At 64.6% G+C, this 21,556-nt stretch carries 23 protein-coding genes; 4 read left to right on the forward strand and 19 right to left on the reverse strand.

The genetic code is table 11. The features are described 5' to 3' along the window. Positions 1-12 precede the first annotated feature (12 nt). The 7 genes from GJV26_RS07065 to rpsP all read right to left on the reverse strand — a co-directional run bounded on the left by GJV26_RS07065 (position 13) and on the right by rpsP (position 4,567). Positions 13-330, reverse strand: coding sequence for a DUF3579 domain-containing protein (locus GJV26_RS07065; RefSeq protein ID WP_155708217.1), 318 nt, complete (start codon positions 328-330; stop codon positions 13-15). A gap of 287 nt (positions 331-617) precedes the next feature. Next, positions 618-1,577 (reverse strand): CobD/CbiB family protein, encoded by a 960-nt coding sequence (locus tag GJV26_RS07070; RefSeq protein WP_155708218.1) that lies wholly within the window; start codon positions 1,575-1,577, stop codon positions 618-620. Positions 1,578-1,613: 36 nt separating this feature from the next. Further along, entirely contained in the window at positions 1,614-2,285 is a 672-nt protein-coding gene (locus GJV26_RS07075; protein ID WP_155708219.1) for a CoA pyrophosphatase, read from the reverse strand. Between the two features lie 113 nt (positions 2,286-2,398). Next, positions 2,399-2,785, reverse strand: coding sequence for a 50S ribosomal protein L19 (gene rplS, locus GJV26_RS07080; protein ID WP_155708220.1), 387 nt, complete (start codon positions 2,783-2,785; stop codon positions 2,399-2,401). Positions 2,786-2,916: 131 nt separating this feature from the next. Continuing rightward, on the reverse strand, positions 2,917-3,678 hold the full coding sequence (trmD, locus tag GJV26_RS07085; protein ID WP_155708221.1) for a tRNA (guanosine(37)-N1)-methyltransferase TrmD: 762 nt from the start codon (positions 3,676-3,678) through the stop codon (positions 2,917-2,919). A gap of 31 nt (positions 3,679-3,709) precedes the next feature. Then, a complete protein-coding gene (gene rimM / locus GJV26_RS07090) occupies positions 3,710-4,300 on the reverse strand; it encodes a ribosome maturation factor RimM (RefSeq protein WP_155708222.1) in 591 nt (196 codons plus the stop codon). A gap of 21 nt (positions 4,301-4,321) precedes the next feature. Continuing rightward, on the reverse strand, positions 4,322-4,567 hold the full coding sequence (gene rpsP, locus GJV26_RS07095; protein ID WP_155712297.1) for a 30S ribosomal protein S16: 246 nt from the start codon (positions 4,565-4,567) through the stop codon (positions 4,322-4,324). A gap of 238 nt (positions 4,568-4,805) precedes the next feature. On the opposite strand from rpsP, the gene GJV26_RS07100 reads away from it, so the two are divergent. Beyond that, positions 4,806-5,216, forward strand: coding sequence for a TM2 domain-containing protein (locus GJV26_RS07100; protein ID WP_155708223.1), 411 nt, complete (start codon positions 4,806-4,808; stop codon positions 5,214-5,216). Between the two features lie 100 nt (positions 5,217-5,316). Next, a complete protein-coding gene (locus GJV26_RS07105; protein ID WP_155708224.1) occupies positions 5,317-5,751 on the forward strand; it encodes a glycine zipper 2TM domain-containing protein in 435 nt (144 codons plus the stop codon). Between the two features lie 145 nt (positions 5,752-5,896). Here GJV26_RS07105 and GJV26_RS07110 read toward each other — a convergent pair whose 3' ends face one another. From GJV26_RS07110 to GJV26_RS07125, 4 genes are all read right to left on the reverse strand, one after another. Then, positions 5,897-7,699: an acyl-CoA dehydrogenase gene (locus GJV26_RS07110; RefSeq protein ID WP_155708225.1), complete on the reverse strand. Its 1,803-nt coding sequence runs from the start codon at positions 7,697-7,699 to the stop codon at positions 5,897-5,899. Between the two features lie 84 nt (positions 7,700-7,783). Further along, positions 7,784-8,716, reverse strand: a complete 933-nt coding sequence (locus GJV26_RS07115) for an electron transfer flavoprotein subunit alpha/FixB family protein (RefSeq protein ID WP_155708226.1) — start codon at positions 8,714-8,716, stop codon at positions 7,784-7,786. An 18-nt stretch (positions 8,717-8,734) separates the two neighbouring features. Further along, positions 8,735-9,484 carry an electron transfer flavoprotein subunit beta/FixA family protein gene (locus GJV26_RS07120; protein ID WP_155708227.1) on the reverse strand — a complete coding sequence of 250 codons (750 nt, stop codon included), beginning with the start codon at positions 9,482-9,484 and terminating at the stop codon, positions 8,735-8,737. A 272-nt stretch (positions 9,485-9,756) separates the two neighbouring features. After that, positions 9,757-9,984 (reverse strand): sulfurtransferase TusA family protein, encoded by a 228-nt coding sequence (locus GJV26_RS07125; protein ID WP_130190229.1) that lies wholly within the window; start codon positions 9,982-9,984, stop codon positions 9,757-9,759. 658 nt (positions 9,985-10,642) lie between these two features. Between GJV26_RS07125 and GJV26_RS07130 the strand changes: the two genes are divergently transcribed. Next, positions 10,643-11,788 (forward strand): NHL repeat-containing protein, encoded by a 1,146-nt coding sequence (locus GJV26_RS07130; protein ID WP_155708228.1) that lies wholly within the window; start codon positions 10,643-10,645, stop codon positions 11,786-11,788. A 95-nt stretch (positions 11,789-11,883) separates the two neighbouring features. Here the strand turns inward: GJV26_RS07130 and alaS are convergent, their stop codons facing one another. From alaS to GJV26_RS07150, 4 genes are all read right to left on the reverse strand, one after another. Then, on the reverse strand, positions 11,884-14,493 hold the full coding sequence (alaS, locus tag GJV26_RS07135) for an alanine--tRNA ligase (RefSeq protein WP_155708229.1): 2,610 nt from the start codon (positions 14,491-14,493) through the stop codon (positions 11,884-11,886). Positions 14,494-14,572: 79 nt separating this feature from the next. Beyond that, positions 14,573-15,316, reverse strand: coding sequence for a glycerophosphodiester phosphodiesterase (ugpQ, locus tag GJV26_RS07140; RefSeq protein ID WP_155708230.1), 744 nt, complete (start codon positions 15,314-15,316; stop codon positions 14,573-14,575). Positions 15,317-15,491: 175 nt separating this feature from the next. Further along, positions 15,492-15,890 carry a hypothetical protein gene (locus tag GJV26_RS07145; protein WP_229419194.1) on the reverse strand — a complete coding sequence of 133 codons (399 nt, stop codon included), beginning with the start codon at positions 15,888-15,890 and terminating at the stop codon, positions 15,492-15,494. A 66-nt stretch (positions 15,891-15,956) separates the two neighbouring features. Continuing rightward, entirely contained in the window at positions 15,957-17,168 is a 1,212-nt protein-coding gene (locus GJV26_RS07150; RefSeq protein ID WP_155708231.1) for an MFS transporter, read from the reverse strand. A gap of 99 nt (positions 17,169-17,267) precedes the next feature. On the opposite strand from GJV26_RS07150, the gene GJV26_RS07155 reads away from it, so the two are divergent. Continuing rightward, positions 17,268-18,164 (forward strand): LysR substrate-binding domain-containing protein, encoded by an 897-nt coding sequence (locus tag GJV26_RS07155; RefSeq protein WP_155708232.1) that lies wholly within the window; start codon positions 17,268-17,270, stop codon positions 18,162-18,164. Positions 18,165-18,278: 114 nt separating this feature from the next. Here the strand turns inward: GJV26_RS07155 and GJV26_RS07160 are convergent, their stop codons facing one another. From GJV26_RS07160 to GJV26_RS07175, 4 genes are all read right to left on the reverse strand, one after another. Then, positions 18,279-19,238, reverse strand: a complete 960-nt coding sequence (locus GJV26_RS07160) for an IS1595 family transposase (protein ID WP_155708233.1) — start codon at positions 19,236-19,238, stop codon at positions 18,279-18,281. Between the two features lie 156 nt (positions 19,239-19,394). Next, on the reverse strand, positions 19,395-20,267 hold the full coding sequence (locus tag GJV26_RS07165) for a hypothetical protein (RefSeq protein WP_155708234.1): 873 nt from the start codon (positions 20,265-20,267) through the stop codon (positions 19,395-19,397). Further along, complete coding sequence (locus GJV26_RS07170; RefSeq protein ID WP_155708235.1) at positions 20,267-21,049, reverse strand: hypothetical protein; 783 nt, start codon at positions 21,047-21,049, stop codon at positions 20,267-20,269. The genes GJV26_RS07165 and GJV26_RS07170 overlap by 1 nt, the downstream gene beginning before the upstream one ends. Then, positions 21,049-21,552: a hypothetical protein gene (locus GJV26_RS07175; RefSeq protein WP_155708236.1), complete on the reverse strand. Its 504-nt coding sequence runs from the start codon at positions 21,550-21,552 to the stop codon at positions 21,049-21,051. Before GJV26_RS07175 ends, GJV26_RS07170 begins: the two co-directional genes overlap by 1 nt. Positions 21,553-21,556 lie beyond the last annotated feature (4 nt).

The following is a 21,556-nucleotide window of genomic DNA, read 5'->3' on the forward strand; positions in this document are numbered from 1 at the left end:
AGTGACCGACGCTTAAGGAACCTTCTTGTCGCCGGAGTCGGGCAGCAGGCAGGCGTCCACCACCTGCAGCTTGTTGTCGGTGGCGAATTGCCGGACGAAGTGATAGGCCATCGGCTCGATGCCCTTCAGCGCCTCGTCGACGACAACGGCCTTGACGCCTTCGATCATCGTCGGCCGCACCAGCGGCGAGTACTGCAGGTGGGCATTGCGGCCGCCGGTGCCCGCGGGCCGGAAGCATGACATCACACCGCACAGGCGATCGGCCCAGTCGCTGGGACGGAATTGCTTGCCGTCGGTGGTAAGCCCAAGAATGAAGAACTCGCTGGCCATAGGCTGTTATAGGCTGGATGCAGGGTCGTGGAGAAAGCGCTGAGTATTATATCTTATAGAAGACCTGGGCGCCCCGGTACCCGACTGCCGCGGGAGGGAATGGCAAATAAAGTCCGCTCGCCATCCGCCGTCCCGGGGCCGCCGGCGCGCCGTGCCGGCTGCGCGATTGCAAGGCACGCACGACCAGCATTGTAAGCGGGTTGGCGCGAATGCGGCTTTCCGCATTGCGCGAATGGCGATCTGCCGGGAATGCGGGTCGGCGGACGCGGGCCGGCAGGCACGGGCCATCAGCCCAGCGCCATCGCGCCCGACATCAGCAGTAACAGCAGCATCCACAGCAGCAGCGCGCGCCACACGAGGCCCACGGTGCTCTGCAGTGCGCGCACGCTGGGCTCGTCGCCCGGCAGCGTTTCCACTTCGACGTCGCTGATGTCGACGGTGGCGGCATCGGCCGGCACCATCTTGGCGGCGTTTTCCTGCGGCGTGCCGAGGCGCACGCCCATCGCGCCGCCGCCGGCTGCCAGGATGATGCCGATCGCCTCGTCGCGCCAGCGGTGAGCGAAGTTACGCCAGGCGTAGATCGCATCCTCGAAATTGCCGACGATGGCAAAGGCCACCGCCGTCAGGCGCGCGGGAATCCAGTCGATCCAGTAGAACGCCTTCGCGGCGAACTGGCCGAATGCCTCGTTGCGCATGTGATCGGGTTCGTTCCAGGCGCGCGCCAGGTATTCGGAGACGCGGTACATCACGGCGGCGGCGGGGCCCAGCGGCAGCAGGAACCAGAAGAACACGCCGAACACGTTGCGGTGCGTGGTGATCAAAGCCTTTTCGACGGCGATGCGGGCGATCTCGTTCGTTTCCAGGCCGACGGTATCCTGCCTGGTCCATTCGGCCAGCAGCGCCCGCGCGGCGGCTTCGTCGCCCGCGTTCAGCGCCAGCTGGATCGACGTGAAATAGTGGCTGTAATGCCGGAAGCCCAGCGTGAGATAGACGATCAGCACGTTCCAGGCGAATGCGCCCAGGATCAGGTTATAGCGCAGCAGGACCCAGTAGACCAGCGCGGTGGGCACCATCAGCGCCGCCATCATCAGGAACCAGCCGATGCGGCCATGACTCGCATGCCCGGCGTTGAACCAGGTTTCCATGCGCACCGCGAACAATTTGATGTTGGCGTAGATCGGGTTATCCGCGCGCAGCGGCTTCATCTGCTCAAGCAGCAGCGCGCAGAGAATCGAAAGAAAGGTCATCTAAATCCCTTGGGGTGCAATGTGCGCTACGATAGCCTAAGCGCGCAAGAAATGAAACAGATTGCGCAGCATCCCCGCCGTGGCGCCCCAGATGAAATGGCGTTCGTAAGGCATCGTGTAGAACGACCTTTTCTGCCCCTCCTGCCCGCCCGGCAGCGCGATCGAACGCACCTCGTGGTGCGCCCCATCCATCAGGAACGCCAGCGGCACTTCGAAGATCTCGGCCACTTCGAACGGGTCGGCCTTCATGGCGAACGGCGGCTTCACCAGGGCCACCACCGGCGTTACCGCGTAGCCGGTTCCCGTGTGGTAAAGGGGCAGCTTGCCCAGGATCTCGATGTGGCGGCGGTGCAGGCCGATTTCCTCTTCCGTTTCGCGCAACGCGGTATCGACGGCATCGACATCGTCATGCTCGGCCCGCCCGCCGGGAAAGGCGACCTGCCCGGCATGGTCGTTCAGGTGCGCGGTGCGCCGCGTCAGCAGCACCGTCAGCCCATGCTCGCGCTGCACAAGCGGCACCAGCACCGACGCCGGCGTGGGTTGCGCCGTGACGGATTGCGATTCGTCGACTTTCTCCGGGTCCCAGGCGACCGGCGCTGCGAAGCGTTCGCGCAGCCAGCCGGCGTCGAGGCGGTCGAGCGCGACCGGCGGTTCGCCGGCATGGGCGTCGATGGGCAACTGGGCGGGATCGAAGAGCGGCTTGGCCAAGGTGGTCTCCAGGATGGTTACGCAGGTAACAATTCCTGCAGGTATGGGCGCATTGCACGAAAAAAAGGGGGCCTGTGAAGGCCCCCTTTTCAAGTACCGACGAAGACCGTCGATTACTCTGCTGCTTTGGCCACGGCAACGCGGCGTTGTGGCAGTTTTTCCTTGATACGTGCGGATTTGCCCGAACGCTCGCGCAGGTAGTACAGCTTGGCGCGACGGACGTCACCACGACGCTTCACTTCGATCGAAGCGATCAGCGGGGAATACAGCTGGAAGGTACGCTCGACGCCTTCGCCGGACGAGATTTTACGAACGATGAAGTTCGAGTTCAGGCCACGGTTGCGGCGGGCGATCACGACGCCTTCGTAAGCCTGGGCGCGCTTGCGCGTGCCTTCGACCACGTTCACGTTCACCACCACGGTATCGCCAGGGGCGAAATCGGGGATGCTCTTGCCCAGGCGAGCGATTTCTTCCTGCTCGAGTTGCTGAATCAGATCCATTTTATGACTCCAGTAACCATCTTGCCGGCGCACGTTTCGGTAGCCCGGTAGAGGATGGGGTTATACAAGCGGGCCACGATTGGCCCGCACGGTTACAGCACGGTTACAGCACTTCCACTACCAAACTGCTACTACTGCGCAGGTTTTGCCGAACCTGCCAAAAACTTTTCATCCTGCTTGCTCAGGAGCCCGGCGTCGCGGGCTTTCTCGAGCAGATCGGGACGCTTGTCCGATGTCGCCTCGAGCATCCGCTCGCGGCGCCACTTGTTGATCTCGGCGTGGTTCCCGCCCATCAGCACGGGCGGCACGGCGACACCTTCATACACTTCGGGCCGCGTGTAATGCGGCGAATCCAGCAGGCCGTTGACGAAGCTGTCCTCGACGGCCGATGCATCGGTGTTCAGCACGCCGGGCAACAGCCGCACCACCGCATCCATCAGCGCCATCGCCGGCAATTCGCCGCCGGACAGGACGAAATCGCCGAGGCTGATTTCCTCGTCGACGCAGCGGTCCAGCAAGCGCTGGTCCACCGCCTCGTAGCGGCCGCACAGGATCACGAGCCCGGGTTCGCTCTTCAACTCCACCACCTTCGCATGCGTCAGCGGCCGGCCTTGCGGGGACATGAACACCACGCGCGGCGCCGGCAACCCGGCCACGACCTGGCGCGTTTTCGCGGCGGCAATCGTTGCCTCCAGCGGCTTCGCCAGCATCACCATGCCGGGGCCGCCGCCGTAAGGGCGATCGTCCACGGTACGGTGGTTGTCGGTTGTGAAATCACGGGGATTCCACAGGTTCAGGCCCCACCGCCCCTGCTCGTGGGCACGGCGCGTAACGCCGGACTGCGTGAGCGCGGCGAACATCTCGGGGAACAGGGTAACAACGTCGAACTGCATCGGATTCGGATCTTCGCGGCTGGCGCGGCACTCAGTAATCGAGGCCCCAGTCCACGACGATCTTCTTCGCAGCCTTGTCCACCGTGATGATGAACTGGTCAACGAACGGGATGAGACGTTCATCGGTGGATTGCGAACCGTCCGGCGCGGCGGCAGGCGTCACGCGCAGGATCGATTGCGGTCCGTTGCTCATCATGTCGTGCACCACGCCCAGGCTTTCGCCCTGCTGGTTTTCGACTGCCAGTCCGATCAGGTCGGACCAGTAGAATTCATCTTCATCGTCCAGTTTTGGAAACTGGCTGCGCGGGATGAAGACCGCGGCGCCCTTCAGCGCTTCCGCCCGGTCGCGATCGGCGATCTCGACCAGTGTGGCGACCACGTCGCCCGAATGCATCTTGGCCCGTTTGACTTCGACGCCATGCAGGCCCGGCTTGTCCAGCCACCAGGTTTTAGCGTGCAGCAAGGCATCGGCATCCGTGGAGAACGGACGAATCCGCACTCCGCCAACCAGACCGTAGGCCCCGAAAATGAAGCCTACCTGTACCAGGTCGTCCGGAACCTGCGCGGGACTCTGCGCAGCAACCACCGCTGCGTTATTCCCGGACTCGCTCTTGCTGCTCAAACCGCTCAAACCTGCGAAAACTTAAACTGCTTTGCCGGAGTTGATCAGACGCTCGACAGCCGGGGACAGCTGTGCGCCCACGCCTTGCCAGTAAGCCAGACGGTCTGCAGCAACGCGCAGAGGCACTTCCTGGCCCGATGCCATCGGGTTGTAGAAACCGATGCGCTCGACGAAGCGGCCGTCACGACGATTGCGGGAATCGGTTGCAACGATGTTGTAGAAAGGGCGCTTCTTGGCACCACCACGAGCTAAACGAATAACGACCATAATATTTCCAAAAAGTGTGCTGAGACGAAAAAAGCCGCCGATTATAGCGTGCTTCTTCATTGCCCAGCAAGAATTAATGACGATGGTGAGAGTTGGGGCAATCCATGATTATCGCTTACTTAACGGCGATCGGCAATCGTAAATTGGCGTCGCCCGGGTATCGGCAGTCGTTCCGCCCGACACAAACGGCGAAATTTGCCCGATACTGCGAGGTTCCCGGAAACTTTGCCATTCAAGCATGTCGCACAAAAACAAGACACTGGCCACGCTGCTTGCCTTCATCCTCGGCGGAGTGGGCATCCACCGCTTTTACCTGAAGGGCGGCAAGGACCGCTGGGGCTGGCTGCATGCCGCCGCCCTGCCCGCCTGCGGCATCGTGATGAGCGCGGCACCGCGGGCGGACTGGTATTTCTGGTACCTGCCGCTGACACTATCGGTGCTGGCCGCGTGCATCGAGGCGCTGGTGCTGGGCCTGATGCCGGATGAAAAGTGGGATGGCCGATACAACGCCGGCTCCGGACGCCGCAGCGATTCGCGCTGGCCGCTGGCGGTGATCATCGTCGCCACGCTGATGGTGGGTGCCGGCCTGCTGATCGCCACGCTCGCCCGCTTTTTCGACCTGCTGTACACGGGCGGCGCCTACGGTTGAGTCCACGGCATTTTCGCAATTACAACAGATTACAATTTGCCAAGCGTGCGGGGCTGCAGGGCGCCTATACTGCGCCCATCAGACATTACCTGGAGCAATCATGAAATTCCGCACTGCACTTTCCACGACCCTCGCCACGCTCGCCCTGTCCACCACGCTGATGGCAGGCGCCCACGCCGATCCGCACCACAAGAAACGCGTTTGCAACGATTGCGGGAAGGTGACCGGCGTGCGCGTCGTGGAACAGCATGGCAAGGGTGGCGCCACCGGCGTCATCGTCGGCGGCCTGGCCGGCGGCCTGCTGGGCAACCAGGTCGGCAGCGGTACCGGCCGCGACCTGGCCACCGTGGCCGGCGCCGTCGGCGGCGCCTATGCCGGCAAGCATATCGAAGGCCGGATGAAAACCGACAAGACCTGGAAGGTCAGCGTGCGTTACGAAAACGGCCGCACCGGCACGTACAGCTTCGCCGACGACCCGCACATGCGCAAGGGCGACCGCGTGCGCAAGGATGGCAACGGGATCGTGCGGGGCTGATCAGGCGCCATGAACATGGCGCCACGCTCTGCGTTCGAGGCGCTATTGCCTCGGCAGGGCCTGGTGTGAATGGATAGCTGGAAGAACGGGGCCTCCGAAATGCCGGAGCGCCCCGTTTTTTATGGCTGCCTCAGCCTTCGGCGACTCAGAACATCGCTTCCGGCAGCGCCAGCACGCCGGCATGGCCGTCGACGATGGCGGCGCGCATCGCGGTCGATTGCGCCACGAAGTGGTCGGCAAAGAAGCGCGCGGTGGCGATCTTGGCCTGGTAGAAGGCCGCGTCGCCGCCGCCGGACGACAGCTTCTGCTGTGCGATCAGCGCGGCGCGGGCCATCTGCCAGCCGCCCAGCACGATGCCGGCCAGCTTCAGGTAGGGCACGCTGCCGGCGAACACGGCCTTCACATCGCTTTTCGCATTGCCCAGCACGAAGTCGACCACCGCTTCCAGGTCGGCCGCGCCCTGCTCCAGGCGCGCACGGATCGACGAAAAGTCGGCGGCAAAGTCGCCACCTTCGAGCTCGCCCAGCTGCGTGGCGGTCGCGCGGGCCTGCGCCAGCAGGTGCTTCGCCACCTTGCCGCCGTCGCGCAGCGTCTTGCGGCCGACCAGGTCGTTGGCCTGGATCGCCGTGGTGCCTTCGTAGATCGTCAGGATCTTGGCATCGCGGTAGTGCTGCGCGGCGCCCGTCTCCTCGATGAAGCCCATGCCGCCGTGCACCTGCACGCCGTCGCGCGCCACGTTCTCGCTCATCTCCGTCGACCAGCCCTTGATGACCGGCACCAGGTACTCGTACACGGCCTGGTGGGCGGCGCGCGTTTCCTCATCCTGGTGGTGGTGGGCGATGTCGTGGAAGCCCGCGCCCACGTAGGCCAGCGCGCGCGCGGCCTCGGTCTGCGCACGCATCGACATCAGCATGCGCCGCACGTCCGGGTGGTGAATGATCGGCACCGGGCCGCTGGAGCCGGCCACGTCGCGCGACTGCACGCGGTCGCGGGCGAATGCGACAGCCTTCTGGTATGCGTTCTCGGCCAGCCCGATGCCCTGCATGCCCACGCCGAAGCGGGCCGCGTTCATCATGATGAACATGTATTCGAGGCCGCGGTTTTCCTCGCCCACCAGTGTGCCGATCGCGCCGCCGTGGTCGCCGAACTGCAGCACCGCCGTGGGGCTGGCCTTGATGCCCAGCTTGTGCTCGATGGAGACGCAGTGCACGTCGTTGCGCGCCCCCGGGGAACCATCGGCGTTCACCATGAACTTCGGCACGATGAACAGCGAGATGCCCTTCACGCCCGGCGGCGCGTCCGGCGTACGCGCCAGCACCAGGTGGGCGATGTTCTCCGTCATGTCGTGCTCGCCGTACGTGATGAAGATCTTGGTACCGAACACCTTGTAGGTGCCGTCGCCCTGCGGCTCGGCACGGGTGCGCACGGCGGCCAGGTCGGAGCCGGCCTGGGGCTCGGTCAGGTTCATCGTGCCGGTCCACTTGCCCGTGACGAGCGGCTCCAGGTACGTGGCCTTCTGTTCGTCGCTGCCGGCCGTCAGCAGCGCCTCGATGGCGCCGTCGGACAGCAGCGCCACCAGTGCGAACGACAGGTTCGCCCCATGCAGCATTTCCACGCACGGCGTGCCGATCAATTTCGGCAAGCCCTGGCCGCCGAATTCCTGCGGGTGCTGCAGGCCTTGCCAGCCGGCGTCCGCGAACTGGCGGAACGCTTCCTTGAAGCCTTTCGTCGTGGTGACCTGGCCGTCGTGCCAGTAGCTCGGCTCCTTGTCGCCGGCGTGGTTCAGCGGCTCGATCACGCCGCTGACGAACTTGGCGTTCTCTTCCAGCACGGCTTCGGCGGTGTCGCGCGTGGCGTCTTCGCAGCCGGGCAGCGCGCTCACGGCATCCAGGTTGGCCAGTTCGTTCATCACGAACAGCATTTCTTTGATCGGGGCGGTATAGCTCATTGTCGTCTCCAAAAAAAAGCCACGGTGGCCGGGCGGTGGTGCCTGGCCAGCGTGGCTCGTTGTCAGCTCGTTGCTTGGTGGGGATCAGCCCAGTTCTTTGACCAGTGCCGGAACGATGTCGAACAGGTCGCCGACGATGCCGTAATCGGCCACCGAGAAGATCGGCGCTTCCGGGTCCTTGTTGATCGCCACGATCGTCTTCGAATCCTTCATGCCGGCCAGGTGCTGGATCGCACCGGAAATACCGACCGCGATGTACAGCGTCGGGGCAACGATCTTGCCGGTCTGGCCCACCTGCCAGTCGTTTGGCACGTAGCCCGCATCGACGGCTGCGCGCGAGGCGCCCATGGCGGCGTTCAGCTTGTCGGCCAGCGGTTCGAGCACCTTGAAGTTGTCGGCCGAGCCGATGCCGCGCCCGCCCGACACGATGATCTTCGCGGCCGTCAGTTCCGGACGGTCCGACTTGGCCACTTCGCGGCCCACGAAACTCGACTTGCCGGAATCGGCGACGGCGGCCAGGTTTTCCACGGCAGCCGAGCCGCCGGTCGACGCGGCGGAATCGAAACCGGTGGTGCGCACGGTGATGACCTTGACCTTGTCGGACGACTGCACGGTGGCGATCGCGTTACCGGCATAGATCGGGCGCTCGAACGTATCGGGCGAATCGACCCTGGTGATTTCGGAGATCTGCGCCACGTCCAGCTTGGCGGCCACGCGCGGCAGGATGTTCTTGCCGTAGGCGGTGGCGGGAGCCAGGATGTGCGAGTAGTTGCCGGCCACGGCCAGGATCTGCTCGGCCACGTTCTCGGCCAGGCCGTCGGCGAAATGCGGCGCGTCGGCCAGCAGCACTTTCGTGACGCCGGCGATCTGCGCGGCCTGCTGCGCGGCGGCCGCGGCGTTCGAGCCGGCGACCAGGACGTGGACTTCACCGCCGGCTTGCGCCGCCGCGGTAACGGTGTGGTGGGTGCTGCCTTTCAGGCTGGCGTTGTCGTGTTCTGCGATGACGAGTGCGACCATGATGTGTGATTCCTGTATTTAGATGACTTTGGCTTCGGTGCGCAGCTTCGACACCAGCGTGGCAACGTCCGGCACCATGACGCCGGCGGAGCGCTTGGCCGGCTCGGCCACTTTCAGCGTCTTCAGGCGCGGCGTCACGTCCACGCCCAGGTCTTCCGGCTTGACCGTTTCCAGCGGCTTTTTCTTGGCCTTCATGATGTTCGGCAGCGTCACGTAGCGCGGCTCGTTCAGGCGCAGGTCGGTGGTGACGATGGCCGGCAGCGTCAGGGCCAGGGTTTCCAGGCCGCCGTCCACTTCGCGGGTCACGGTGACCTTGCCGTCTTCCAGCTCGACCTTCGAGGCGAACGTGGCTTGCGGCCAGCCCAGCAGCGCAGCCAGCATCTGGCCGGTCTGGTTCGAATCGTCGTCGATGGCCTGCTTGCCCAGGATGATCAGCTGCGGCTGCTCCTTGTCGGCCAGCGCCTTCAGCAGCTTGGCCACCGCCAGCGGCTCCAGTTCGACCGTGGTCTCGATCAGCACGCCGCGATCGGCGCCGATCGCCATGCCGGTGCGCAGCGTTTCCTGGCACTGCGCCACGCCGGCGGAAACCGCCACCACTTCCGTCACCTTGCCCGATTCCTTCAGGCGCGTGGCTTCTTCCAGGGCGATCTCGTCGAACGGGTTCATCGACATTTTGACGTTGGCGATATCGACGCCAGTGCCGTCGGACTTCACGCGCACCTTGACGTTGTAGTCGACCACGCGCTTGACAGGTACCAGGACTTTCATGGGATGCCTTTGGGAAAAATGATAGTGAAATGGGCTAGATTATAGAAGTTTTTCTAGGCCGGTACGGAATTAAAGCACGACCGTACGATTTTAGGTTAGAAGCGCGCCTCTAAAAAGAAGATTGTTCGTGCAATCGGGTCGACAGCAACGAAAGATTTTGCGTGGGACAAACAACGAGGGACAGTCCTGCTGCCAGGAAACTGTCCCCTTGTGTGCTGGTGACGGCGGCCGCAGCCAGGCGCCACCGGAAATGCGTCAGCGGTGCCGCAATCTCACTTGCGCTGCATCAGGAAAGTAAATTCAGCGCCCTGCTGCACGTGCGACAGCAACGGATTGCCGGTCTGCTTGGCGAACGCCTGGAAGTCGCGCACGGAACCGGGGTCGGTTGCCACGATGCGCAGCACCTGACCGCTCTCCAGTTCGGCCAGGGCCTTCTTCGCCTTCAGGATCGGCAGCGGACAATTCAGCCCGCGTGCGTCGATTTCCTTGTGAAATTCCATAATTTCGGTATCGAGTAAAGTTTCGCTCATCAGATTCTCACCAAATGTTGTGCTGATTCAGGACAGTCTACTCCAAAAAGTGCGCCTTGACGCAGTGCACCAAAAGAGTTCCCATCTCGTTGCAAATTTGCAACGTATGATTCATTAATGGAAAGACGAGCTGGAGACAGCGGGTAAAGGCCGCAGTATAGACCTAAAATGCGCCCTGCCGCAGTGCGTCATGAACAAGCCTGGATGCACCGCGGGGTAGCACTGCACCCATGAAACTGGCTCATACCATGGTTGACCCGACTACTTTTGGTAACCGGGAACTGTTCCCATGATCTTGGAGCAGCACGCAATGCGGACGGGTATAGCTTATTTTGCGGATGAGTGCACAGATTGCGCTATTGACTCCTCACATGGCAGTAAAGTGTTGCCCGGCAGCGCCTCCCTGCCGCCCGCGGTGCCTCCTGGTAGCATTGGCCCTGCTCCTTCGCATTGCTTTATCGCAGTGCTTTCTATAACGCAGCTGACGCGCGTCGAGTTGACGCTTTTCCAGCATGCGATGCTCAAAAGAAAAAACGCTCCTGCAGGCTGCTTGACGGATAGAATTGAATAGAATTTCATGTCGTTCCGCTACCTATAATGGCTGGTTAGATCACTATAGGAGGCCATATTGAATAAAATTTTTACTCCACTGATCATTTGCGCCCTGCTGTCGGCCTGCGGCGGCGGCAATAACGATACCAGCCCGGTCACGGCAGCACCTGCACCCGCACCTGTCCCTGCGGCTGTGCTGACCCTGTCCAGCCCGACAATCCGGACCATCGGCAATGGCAGCGCCATTCCGCTGACCGCCAAGCTTTCCACCGCCGGCACGATCAACTGGAAACTGGCACCCGGCGCGCCGGGCACGCTCAGCGCAAGCACCGGCGAGACCGTGCGCTACCTGCCGCCGGCAAGCTGGTCCGGCACGCCCGCCGCCGTGACAGTGACCGCCAGCGGCGACGGCGCCAGCACGGCATTGACGCTGGCCGTGGCACCGGAGCCCGGCCAGCCTGGCGTGACCTGGCTACGATGGCGCAACGAAACCGACCCGACAATGCTTCAAGTACAGGATGGGGGGACGGACATGGCAGGCAATGCCTATGTATTGCTGCAGGTCCGCGTCACGCCAAGCAGAAAAGGGCCGGTTAACCTGGCCAAGATCGCGCCGGACGGCACGATCACCTCCCTGATCGGCACGACGTGGTTCGGTCAGCCCGCCGAGAACGGTAAAGATATCAGCGCCACATCGGGCGTCACGGCCGATCGCGCAGGCAATGTGTATCTTGGCATTCCATTGTATGGCCTGGGCAATTATCCTGGCCCGCTGATCCTGAAGGTCACGCCATCGGGCGCCTGGTCCGTACTGGCGGGCGGCGGCGCGACCACCGCGATCAAGGACGGCACCGGGAGCGAGGCTCAATTCCTGTATCCGGGAATTGCCGGCATTGATAATGAAGACAATATATACGTTCTGGACGGCAATACGCCACGCAAGGTGACGCCGGCCGGTGTCGTGACGACGCTGCCAGCTTTGCCGGCCAGCCTGAATGCCGACATGGACGGCAACACCTACAGGATCTCCGAGGACAAATTGTTGCGCATATCGCCCGACGGCAAAGCCGACGAGGTCACGGGCGTGCTGTACTGTAAGGACCGGCCTGCCGGTTCGACCGCCGGTTGCCTGGGTACCGATGCCCGAAAGGTGCTTCCCCTCAGCGGTGCCTCGCTTGTCGTGTTTGGCGAGGCAGTTTACCGCGTGGTCCTGAAGCACTGAACCCTGCCCGCGCCGGCAATATTCACGCCGGGCGCGGCGGCGCAGCCTCATGAAAAAGGCGGCCTCGGCCGCCTTTTTCATTGAAGCATGCGCACTTACACGCGCTGTTCCACCCAGCCCTGCACGCCTGCCAGGGCTTCCGGCAGCGCGGCCGGATTGGTGCCGCCGGCCTGCGCCATGTCCGGCCGCCCGCCACCCTTGCCGCCCACCTGCTGGGCAACGAAGTTCACCAGTTCGCCGGCCTTGACCCTGCCGATCGAATCGGCGGTCACGCCGGCGATCAGGCTGACCTTGTCGCCGTTGACGGAGGCCAGCACGATCGCCGCCGTCTTCAGCTTGTCCTTCAGCTTGTCCATCGTCTCGCGCAGCGCGTTCACGTCGGCGCCTTCCAGCGTGGCCGCCAGCACCTTGATGCCCTTGATGTCGATCGCCCGGGTGGCCAGCTCGTCGCCCTGGCCGGACGCCAGCTTCGATTTCAGCGCGTTCAGTTCCTTTTCCAGCGACTTGACCTGGTCCTGCACCTGGCCGATACGGGACGTGATCTCTTCCGGCGTCGATTTCAGCGCCGATGCCGCTTCGTTGAGGCGGCGCGTCATCGCCTGCACCAGCGCCAGCGCGCCCTCGCCCGTCACGGCTTCCACGCGGCGGATGCCGGCCGCCACGCCGCCTTCGGAAACGATCTTGAACAGGCCGATGTCGCCGGTGCGGGTGACGTGCACGCCGCCGCACAGTTCCTTCGACGAGCCGATATCGAGCACGCGCACTTCATCGCCGTACTTCTCGCCGAACAGCGCCATCGCGCCGTGCTTCACGGCGTCGTCGAACGACATGTGCTGCGCCTTGACCGGATGGTTTTCCAGGATCTCGGCATTGACGATCGCCTCGACCTGCGCGATCTGCTCGGCAGTCAGCGGTGCGTTGTGGCTGAAGTCGAAACGGGTCTTGTCGGGATCGACCAGCGAGCCCTTTTGCGCCACGTGGCCGCCCAGCACTTCGCGCAGCGCCTTGTGCATCAGGTGCGTGGCGGAGTGGTTGCGGATCGTGCGGCCGCGCTTGACGGTATCGACCTGCGCCGACACCTTGTCGCCCACCTTCAGCGCGCCGTTTTCCAGCACGCCGTGCTGGCCGAACACGTCCGCCTGGATCTTCAGCGTGTCGTCCACGGTGAACTTCGCCGTGGTGCTCCGGATCAGGCCCTGGTCGCCCACCTGGCCGCCGGATTCGGCATAGAACGGCGTGCTGTCCAGCACCACGATGCCCGCTTCGCCGGCCTGCAGTTCCTGCACGGAGGCGCCGTTCGAATACAGCGCGATCACGGTCGAATCGAATGCCAGCTGCTCGTAGCCGACAAAGCTCGTCTTGGCGCCGGTGTACTCCACGTTGGCGGCCATCTTGAACTTGCCGGCCGCGCGCGCGGTGCGCTTCTGGTTTTCCATCGCCTCGGCGAAGCCCGCTTCATCGAGCGTCACGCCGCGTTCGCGGCAGATGTCGGCCGTCAGGTCCAGCGGGAAGCCATAGGTGTCGTACAGCGTGAAGGCGGTGCCGCCATCGAGCTTGTGCGGATCCTTCACCAGCTGCGCTTCGAGGATCTTCATGCCGTTTTCCAGCGTTTCGCCGAAACGCTCTTCCTCGGTCTTCAGCACCTGCTGCACGTACGCCAGCTTGTCCGACAGTTCCGGATAGGCGGTGCCCATTTCCTTGTCCAGGTCCTCGGCCAGCTTGTAGAAGAACGGTTTTGTCTGCCCCAGCTTGTGGCCGTGGCGCAGCGCGCGGCGGATGATGCGGCGCAGGACGTAGCCGTGGCCTTCCGAACTCGGGATGATGCCGTCGACGATCAGGAACGCGGCGGCGCGGATGTGGTCGGCGATCACGCGCAGCGACTTGCTTTCCAGGTCTTCCGTGCGGGTTTCGCGGGCGGCGGCCTTGATCAGGCTCTGGAACAGGTCGATCTCGTAGTTGCTGTGCACGTGCTGCAGCACGGCGGCCAGGCGCTCCATGCCCATGCCGGTGTCCACGCACGGCTTCGGCAGCTTCGTCATGTTGCCCGCTTCGTCGCGGTTGTACTGCATGAACACCAGGTTCCAGATCTCGATGAAACGGTCGCCGTCTTCCTCGGCCGAGCCCGGAGGGCCGCCCCAGATATCGGCGCCGTGGTCGTAGAAGACCTCGGTGCACGGGCCGCACGGGCCCGTGTCGGCCATCTGCCAGAAGTTGTCCGACGCGTAGCGGGCCCCCTTGTTGTCGCCGATGCGGATGATGCGCTCTTTCGGCACGCCGATCTCGTTGGCCCAGATGTCGTAGGCTTCGTCGTCTTCCTGGTAGACGGTCACGGTCAGCTTCTCGGCCGGCAGGCCGTACACCTTGGTCAGCAGTTCCCACGCGTAGGCGATCGCGTCGCGCTTGAAATAGTCGCCGAAGCTGAAGTTGCCCAGCATCTCGAAGAAGGTGTGGTGGCGCGCCGTGTAGCCCACGTTCTCCAGGTCGTTGTGCTTGCCGCCGGCGCGCACGCAGCGCTGCACGGTGGTGGCGCGCGAATACGGACGCGTATCCAGCCCCAGGAACACGTCCTTGAACTGCACCATGCCCGAGTTCGTCAGCAGCATGGTCGGATCGTTGCCCGGCACCAGCGGGCTGGAACGGACGATCGTGTGGCCCTTGGACTCGAAGAATTTGAGGAACTTCTCGCGGATTTCGGATGATTTCATGTTGGTGGCTTAGGTACGCTGAAGGCGGGCGCGCGCGCCCTGGCTCGAATGCAAAACGTTGATTATATAACGCTCGGCGTCAAATGAAGTCGGCCGGAAGCAGGTCGATCCGGTCGGTGCAGAGTGCGTCCACGCCCCAGTCGAGCAGCGTGCGCGCCCGCGCCGGGTCGTTGACGGTATAGCAAAACAGGCCGAACCCGGCGCTTTTCACGGCCTGCGCCAACGCCGGCGTCAGTCTCCGGTGGTCGGCGTGCACCGCCACCACCCCCAGTTCACGCGCCTGCCCTTCCCAGTCGGGGGGCAACGCCCCGAACAGGATCGCACGGGGCAGTTCCGGGGCCGCGGCGCGGGCGGCGCGCAACGCGGCGGTACTGAACGAGGACAGCAGCGGCAGCCCGGCGCTGTCCGTCTCCCGCGCGAACAGCGTGCGGACGGTCCCGGCGACCCACCGGCCGGTGGCCTCGTCGTGCCCCGGCGCCGGCTTGATCTCGACATTCATCCAGATACCGTGGGCCTTGCAGTATTCGGCGAACGGCACGAACAGCGGCACCGGCTCGCCGGCGAACGCCGCGCCGAACCAGCCGCCGGCATCGCGTTTCACGAGGTCGAAGGCATCCGTGTCCGGCACGCTGCCGGAGCCGGGTACGGTTCGGCCGAAATCTGCATCGTGGATGACGACGCCGATACCGTCGCGCGACAGCATCACGTCGAACTCGACGGCGCGGTAGCCGTGGCGCAGGCCGGCGGCCAGTGCTGCCAGCGTGTTTTCCGGCGCGGTCGTGCCGCCGCCGCGGTGCGCGATCATGGTTGGATAGGGCCACATGGTTGCCACACTACCATGCGTCATGACGAACGAAGCAGGAACGAGGCGAAAAAAGGCCGCTTCGTTGTTGGCGAAGCGGCCCTGCAAAGCGCCGGTCGAGCCCGCAGATGGTCCCCACGGCGGGGTCTGCCGCGGCGCTGGTCCGGGACATGGACCCCGGCGCCGTCGCCCCAACTCAATGAAGGTGTTGCTTGAACTCGATCAATTCATTGTGCATGTGATTCACGGCCGATTTCATCTGGCCCGACAGCGGCAGGCCGCTGGTGCATACACGGCGCGCGCGGGCGCCCAGGAGTTCCATGTCGGCCACCAGCTTGGCGATGCGCAGGGGATCGCGCAACGCCAGGATTTCACCGATGCGGTCGGACTGCCGGTCCAGCTTCTGGATATAGTCGCGCAATTCGCCCGGCAAATGGCGCTCGGCGGACAGCGCGTGCGCGGCCTGAGCGACGGCGAGCCGGATGCTGTCGAGTCGGCTTCGGATTTCCTGTTCTCCCATGTTTCCTCCCTCGATTGACGCGGCACCCGATGCGCCGCTGCATGCTTGGAGGGGCGGGAGCCGGGAAGGTTGCATGAGTCCGCCTTACGTTTGAGCGGGCTCAACCTTTAGGGTCCCGGCCTTCGGGCGCCGGTCTCCAGGTCAGGCCGCCAAAGGGGCCGGCGCCATCCCGACCGGCACCAGGCTGCGCAGCCGCAGCGCGATCAGCAGGCCCGATGCCAGCAGCGTGGCCAGCAGTGTCACCACGCCCGCCCAGCCGCCGTATGCCCACAGCACGCCGCACAGCCAGCCCACCACGCTCGACCCCAGGTAGTAGAAGAACAGGTACAGCGCCGATGCCAGCGCCTGCGGCGCACGGGCACGGCGACCTACCCAGCTGCTGGCCATCGAGTGCGAGGCGAAGAAGGCGAACGTGAACAGCGCCATGCCGGCGACGATCGCCACGAGGTTGTTGGCCAGGGTCAGCAGCAGGCCGGCCAGCATCGCCCCCATGGTGGCCCACAGTACCTTCCTGCGGCCCAGCCGGTCCGCCAGCCGGCCGGCCCAGACCGAGCTGTAGATGCCCAGCAGGTACAGGAACGAAATGCCGCCGACGATGCCCTGGCGCAGCGAGAACGGCTCGCCCAGCAGGCGGAAGCCGATGAAGTTGTACGCACTCACGAAGCAGCCCATCAGCAGGAACGCCAGTGCGAACAGCCATGGCAGGCCATCGTCGGCAAGGTGGCGGCGCAGTCCGGCCGCGATGCCGGTCAGGCCGCCCTGCGCCGGCCTGAAGTTGCGCGACGGCGGCAGGCTGCGCCAGAATTCCCATACCGCGTACAGGCCGGCGACGCCCATCGCGGCCAGCGCGACCCGCCACGAGAACGCGTCGGACAGCGTGGACGTCACCACCCGCCCCAGCATGCCGCCGAACGCGCTGCCGCTGATGTACAGGCCCATCGACAGGCCCAGCGATTCCGGTTCGATCTCCTCGCTCAGGTATGCCATCGCGACCGCCGGCATGCCGCCCAGCCCCAGCCCCAGCAGCGCCCGCGCCACCAGCAGTTGCGGGTAGCTGCCGGCCATCGCGCAGACGAGCGTCATCACCGCAGCCAGGAACAGCGCCGTGACCATCAGGCCCTTGCGGCCGATGCGGTCCGACACGATCGACGACAGCAGCAGCGAGACCGCCAGCGCGCCCGTCGACACCGACAGCGACAGGCTGCTTTGCGCCGGCGTCAGCGAAAACTGGTGCGCCAGCAGCGGCATCAGCGGCTGCACGCAGTACAGCAGCGAGAAACAGGAAAAGCCGCCGAAGAACAGCGCGCGGTTGGTGCGCCTGAAGGCGGGACTGGCGGGAGAGATGCGCTCCATGGTGATGTGCTTTCCAAATACGATGCAGCCATCGTAGGCTTGCCCTGTACTACAGTCCAATATATATTTGAGTCATCATTAATACTTTAAAGCGATAACATGGAGCTGCGACACTTGCGCTATTTCGTTGCCGTGGCCGAGGAACTGAGTTTCACGCGCGCGGCCGAGCGGTTGCACATCGGCCAGCCGCCGCTCTCCCAGCAGATCCAGGCGCTGGAGCTCGAAGTGGGTGCGCGGCTGTTCGAGCGCAGCAAGCGCTGGGTGCGGCTGACGGAGGCCGGCAAACTGTTCCTGGCCGATGCGCGGCGGGTGCTGGCGCTGGCCGAGCAGGCCAAGGAAACCGCCCGGCGCGCGCAACGCGGCGAGGCCGGCGAACTGCGCGTGGGCTTCACGTTTTCGACGCCGTTCACGGCGCTGTTCGCTTCCGTGGTGCGGCGCTACCGGCAGCGCTATCCCGGCGTGCTGCTGACGTTCCACGAGATGGCCACGCTGCCGCAACTGGCAAAGCTGGAGGCACGCGAACTGGACCTGGGCTTCGTGCGCTCGGTCAGCGTGCCGATTCCCGACACGATCACGATGACGACACTGCGCCACGACCCGCTGCGGCTGGTGCTGCCCTCGGATTCGCCGCTGGCCGCGATGGCAACGGTCACGGTGAAAGACCTGGAAGGGCTGCCGTTCGTCATCTTCCCGAAAGATGCCGGGACCGGCATCCACCCGCAACTGTTCCGCATGTGCCGGGCCGCCGGCTTCACGCCGCAGATCGCGATGGAAGCGGGCGAAGCATCGACGATCATCGGCCTGGTCGCCGCCGGCTGCGGCATTTCCGTGCTGCCGAGTTCCTTCGAGGGCATCCACATGGAGGGCGTGGTCTACCGGCCGCTGGCCGACCCGCAGGCCACCACCGCGCTGATGCTCGCCCGGCGCAGCGAAGGCGCCGGGCCGCTCGTCGAGGCGTTCGTTGCCCTGGCCGAGGCCGCTTCCGCGGAAGGTTAGTCACAGGTCGCAACGGCGGACGGTCCGATGTTGTCGAATGCTCGAAAAAAATGGCGCTGTTCGCATTAGCTGTGCAATGCTCCAAGGAACGGAACTTTTTCAGCAAGCTGATCTTTAGCGATGGCTTCCGACGACGCCCACGCGCAGCCATTGGGCCGGTAGCGCCAGCTGGGCCGCGTCGAGCACGCGTTGCCAGCCGGTGTAATTGGCCAGGTAGCAACTGGCCACCCCGTTGAAGCGGCGCAGCCAGGTCTTGAAGCGGCTGTGCCACCCGTTGACGTTATTGAGGTGAATCGCGCCCCGGGCACGGACGCCGGCGCGAACGTTGAGGGCTTCGTGGGTAATATTGGCCGCGTGAGCAAAAGTTCCGTATGCCTTGGCACCATCGCTGATCAGCAGCACATCGCAACGCAAGACAGGGAGCAGGTGACGCGCCAGATGCCGCGCGCTGACCGGGCCTCGCCCGGTAACGAACTCGTGCGTCACCCTGGCACGGTCGCGGGCGACCAGGATGCAGTCCAGCTCGCGGCTGATGCCGCGGCGTGCCGCCTTGCCGCCACGCTGCCGCGCCGGGCGGTTCATCTTTCGCGAGCCTTTTTGCGATTCCAGTAAATATGTTTCGTCTACCTCGACCATGCCTGCCAGTTGCGCCGGGCGTTCGCGGCGCACGCCGGCGATAAACCGGTGGCGCCATCGGAAGCTCGTCGAACGGGCGACGTCGACGCGCCGGGCGGCATCGCGTACCGTGCGCGAATCAAGCAGGCACTGTAGGTATGGCAGCCATTTGTCGCGATGGCGCAATCGTGCCAGCGGCGTGCCGGTCAGCGCGTTGTAGCTGCGCGTGCACGCCATGCAGCGATAACGCTGCAGGCCATTGGCCTGCCCGCAGCGATGCCGCCGCCCGCAGCCACAGTGCGGGCAAGGGCACGCGCGGGCGGCCTGTTCAACAATGCCGAGGCAATTGCCACGCGACGACAGTGCCACGAGCCACGCTTCCAGGCTGGCGACCTGCTGATCAGTCAATTGCTCCTTGGTGAGTGCTTGAAACAGTCCGGCAAAGCCTGCGGGGTCCATGTTCGCTCCTCGTTTGCATGAGTTACCTCAACAAGGAGTAAGACAACGACCAGTTCGACTGGTTCCCCGATTTACCGCTAACAGCGCCAAAAAAATCGGAGCCGGGCTCCGATTCGGGTATGGCTTCGATCCGGCTTGCCCGGCCCCGGACGACCGTCAGTCGTAATCCGGGTCCAGTTCCGAGCCGGCGTAGTTTTCCAGTTCGGCGAACAGGGTCTTCATCGCGGTGCGGCCGGGGATGTGCTGCAGCACGGTGCAGCCCTGGCGATACAGGTCGATACGGTGCAGCAGCACCGGATGGTGCTGCACCGGCACGGCGGCCACCAGTTCGGCCCAGCCGGTCTCGAAATCGGGCTTCTTCGCGCGCACCGCTTTCACGAAGCGCTCGAAATCCTTCTGGCCGGTGCGGGCCACGATGCGCCCGGCGCCTTCGACGGCAAAGATGATCGCCAGCGCGATCACGCCTTCCGCATTCAGGTCGGCATCCTTGACGGGCCCACCGGTGTTGTGTCGGCGCAGCCAGTTGGCGAAGCGGACCACGGCCTGCGCCTCCTGCCGCTGCTTGAACTGTTCCTGGTAGCGTGCCGGGCCGGTCCAGTTCGCGTTGGCGTCCGTCAGGCAGATGTCGAAGAAGATGTCGCGCAGGCGGCGCTGGGCGTATACCGGATCCTGGTCGTATTCTCCCACCAGCGTGTCTTCGGGCATCGCCGCCAGGTCCTTCAGCTGGCGAAAGCCCGCCTGGAACGCCGCCTCGGCGCCGTTATCGACGAGGAAGTCCAGCGCGGCTTCGTCGCTGTCCACGGCCAGCAGTTCCTCGAGGCCCAGCGACACGCCGCCCACCGTGAGGTTGACGGCTTTCTGGATGCCCTCGACGGTCCGGTGGTTGGTGAACTTCTCGGCGACCATCACGGTGATGCCGGCCAGCTCGTCGGCCAGCGTCACCGCGGCGTCCGGACGGGTATCGCCCGGCAGCAGCTTGATCACGCGCGTGAGTCTCGGCAGGTTTTCGCGTACGAGTGCCGGCAGCATCAGCTGAAGATCCCCGTTCCGAGGGTGCGGCGGTTGCCGCGGGCACTGGCGGTGCGGGTGCTCGGCACCTGCTTGCGCAGGCGGTACAGCAGCTCTTTCGTCGAGCGCTGCAGCACTGCCGGTTCTTCGTCGTCCGGGTCGTCGGAGTACTCGGCATCGGCCAGGTCGGCGCTGTGGCGGAATTCGGGGAACAGCTCGAACAGAGCGCGGTCCCAGCCATCCTCGCTGGCCTGCGCGAGCGCCACGGCCAGCGGTACCACATCGCTGTCCGACGACGACTGCGCCGTGATGTAGGAACCCTTCGAGATCACCTCGCCGGCCACTTCCAGCATTTCCTTCGGTGCCAGCGAAAACACGATCGCGAACGCGGTGGCGCCCCAGTCGGATGCGGAAGCTTCCTGCAGCAGTTCGCGGCGGCGCTCCTCGTCGTCGGTGCCGAACACCACGCTGTGGATGTGCGTGAACAGCGCCTCGGCGATGCGCTCGGGATCGTCCTCGATCATATCCTCGTTCCAGGTGGCGGCGATGTAGGCCAGGCTCTCGGCCCATGCCTTCGGCGGCACCAGCAGCGTGGCCAGCGACAGCTTGCCGCCGTCGAAGCCGGCCATGTGCAGCGCCGTCACGTGCGGCGGAAGGGTTTGCAATACTTCGGACACGACCAGGTCGCCGTGCTGCTCGGCCGCTTCGGCGAAAGCCTGCTCGGCGTGGCTCAGCGAGCCGGCCAGCACCAGTTCCGTGACCTGCTTGCTGATCGCGGGCAGATAGGACTTTTCGTCGGACATCAACGCTCTCCTTCCTGGTCGAACATCTGGGTGAAGTCGTCGCTGGCGCCGCCTTCTTCTTCATCGTCGTCGCCGTCATCGCCTTCGGCGAGCTGGTCGAGCGACATGTCGTCGTCGTCCCACATGCGCGGATGCTTGTGCAGGAATGCGGTGACGATGGCCTGGCGGCCCAGGTCGGGATGGTTTTCCTCGATGGCTTCGAGCATCTTCGCCGCTTCGCCCGCCGGGCACGAGACGGCGCCGAACACGCGCGCAGTGTCGCCGAACTCGAAATCCTCGGCATCGGCCAGCAGCGCCTTCGGATCGGCGATGTCGATCACGTCCACCAGCGCGAACGCCATCATGTTCAGGTCCTCGATGCCGGCGCCGTTGGCGTACTCGGTGACCAGCGCCTTCGTCATGGCCTGGTAATTCTTGCGGTCCGGCGGATCGCCGAGGATGCCCTCGACCTGTTCGGCCAGCTCACGCGCCTGGAAGGCGAACTCGGGGTGTACTCTTCTCATTGCT

This window comes from Pseudoduganella dura (assembly GCF_009727155.1).
In the GTDB taxonomy this organism is placed as follows: domain Bacteria; phylum Pseudomonadota; class Gammaproteobacteria; order Burkholderiales; family Burkholderiaceae_D; genus Rugamonas; species Rugamonas dura.

Bases quoted from the DNA above. Each gene is read 5' to 3' on its own strand.
- GJV26_RS07170 (WP_155708235.1), bottom strand. From the start codon at position 21,049: ATGTCCGACGAAAAGTCCTATCTGCCCGCGATCAGCAAGCAGGTCACG.
- GJV26_RS07175 (WP_155708236.1), bottom strand. From the start codon at position 21,552: ATGAGAAGAGTACACCCCGAGTTCGCCTTCCAGGCGCGTGAGCTGGCC.
- GJV26_RS07100 (WP_155708223.1), top strand. From the start codon at position 4,806: ATGTCGCACAAAAACAAGACACTGGCCACGCTGCTTGCCTTCATCCTC.
- GJV26_RS07150 (WP_155708231.1), bottom strand. From the start codon at position 17,168: ATGGAGCGCATCTCTCCCGCCAGTCCCGCCTTCAGGCGCACCAACCGC.
- GJV26_RS07070 (WP_155708218.1), bottom strand. From the start codon at position 1,577: ATGACCTTTCTTTCGATTCTCTGCGCGCTGCTGCTTGAGCAGATGAAG.
- trmD (WP_155708221.1), bottom strand. From the start codon at position 3,678: ATGCAGTTCGACGTTGTTACCCTGTTCCCCGAGATGTTCGCCGCGCTC.
- rplS (WP_155708220.1), bottom strand. From the start codon at position 2,785: ATGGATCTGATTCAGCAACTCGAGCAGGAAGAAATCGCTCGCCTGGGC.
- GJV26_RS07160 (WP_155708233.1), bottom strand. From the start codon at position 19,238: ATGGACCCCGCAGGCTTTGCCGGACTGTTTCAAGCACTCACCAAGGAG.
- GJV26_RS07105 (WP_155708224.1), top strand. From the start codon at position 5,317: ATGAAATTCCGCACTGCACTTTCCACGACCCTCGCCACGCTCGCCCTG.
- GJV26_RS07145 (WP_229419194.1), bottom strand. From the start codon at position 15,890: ATGCAACCTTCCCGGCTCCCGCCCCTCCAAGCATGCAGCGGCGCATCG.
- GJV26_RS07120 (WP_155708227.1), bottom strand. From the start codon at position 9,484: ATGAAAGTCCTGGTACCTGTCAAGCGCGTGGTCGACTACAACGTCAAG.
- ugpQ (WP_155708230.1), bottom strand. From the start codon at position 15,316: ATGTGGCCCTATCCAACCATGATCGCGCACCGCGGCGGCGGCACGACC.
- GJV26_RS07115 (WP_155708226.1), bottom strand. From the start codon at position 8,716: ATGGTCGCACTCGTCATCGCAGAACACGACAACGCCAGCCTGAAAGGC.
- GJV26_RS07125 (WP_130190229.1), bottom strand. From the start codon at position 9,984: ATGGAATTTCACAAGGAAATCGACGCACGCGGGCTGAATTGTCCGCTG.
- GJV26_RS07165 (WP_155708234.1), bottom strand. From the start codon at position 20,267: ATGCTGCCGGCACTCGTACGCGAAAACCTGCCGAGACTCACGCGCGTG.
- GJV26_RS07110 (WP_155708225.1), bottom strand. From the start codon at position 7,699: ATGAGCTATACCGCCCCGATCAAAGAAATGCTGTTCGTGATGAACGAA.
- GJV26_RS07065 (WP_155708217.1), bottom strand. From the start codon at position 330: ATGGCCAGCGAGTTCTTCATTCTTGGGCTTACCACCGACGGCAAGCAA.
- alaS (WP_155708229.1), bottom strand. From the start codon at position 14,493: ATGAAATCATCCGAAATCCGCGAGAAGTTCCTCAAATTCTTCGAGTCC.
- rpsP (WP_155712297.1), bottom strand. From the start codon at position 4,567: ATGGTCGTTATTCGTTTAGCTCGTGGTGGTGCCAAGAAGCGCCCTTTC.
- GJV26_RS07155 (WP_155708232.1), top strand. From the start codon at position 17,268: ATGGAGCTGCGACACTTGCGCTATTTCGTTGCCGTGGCCGAGGAACTG.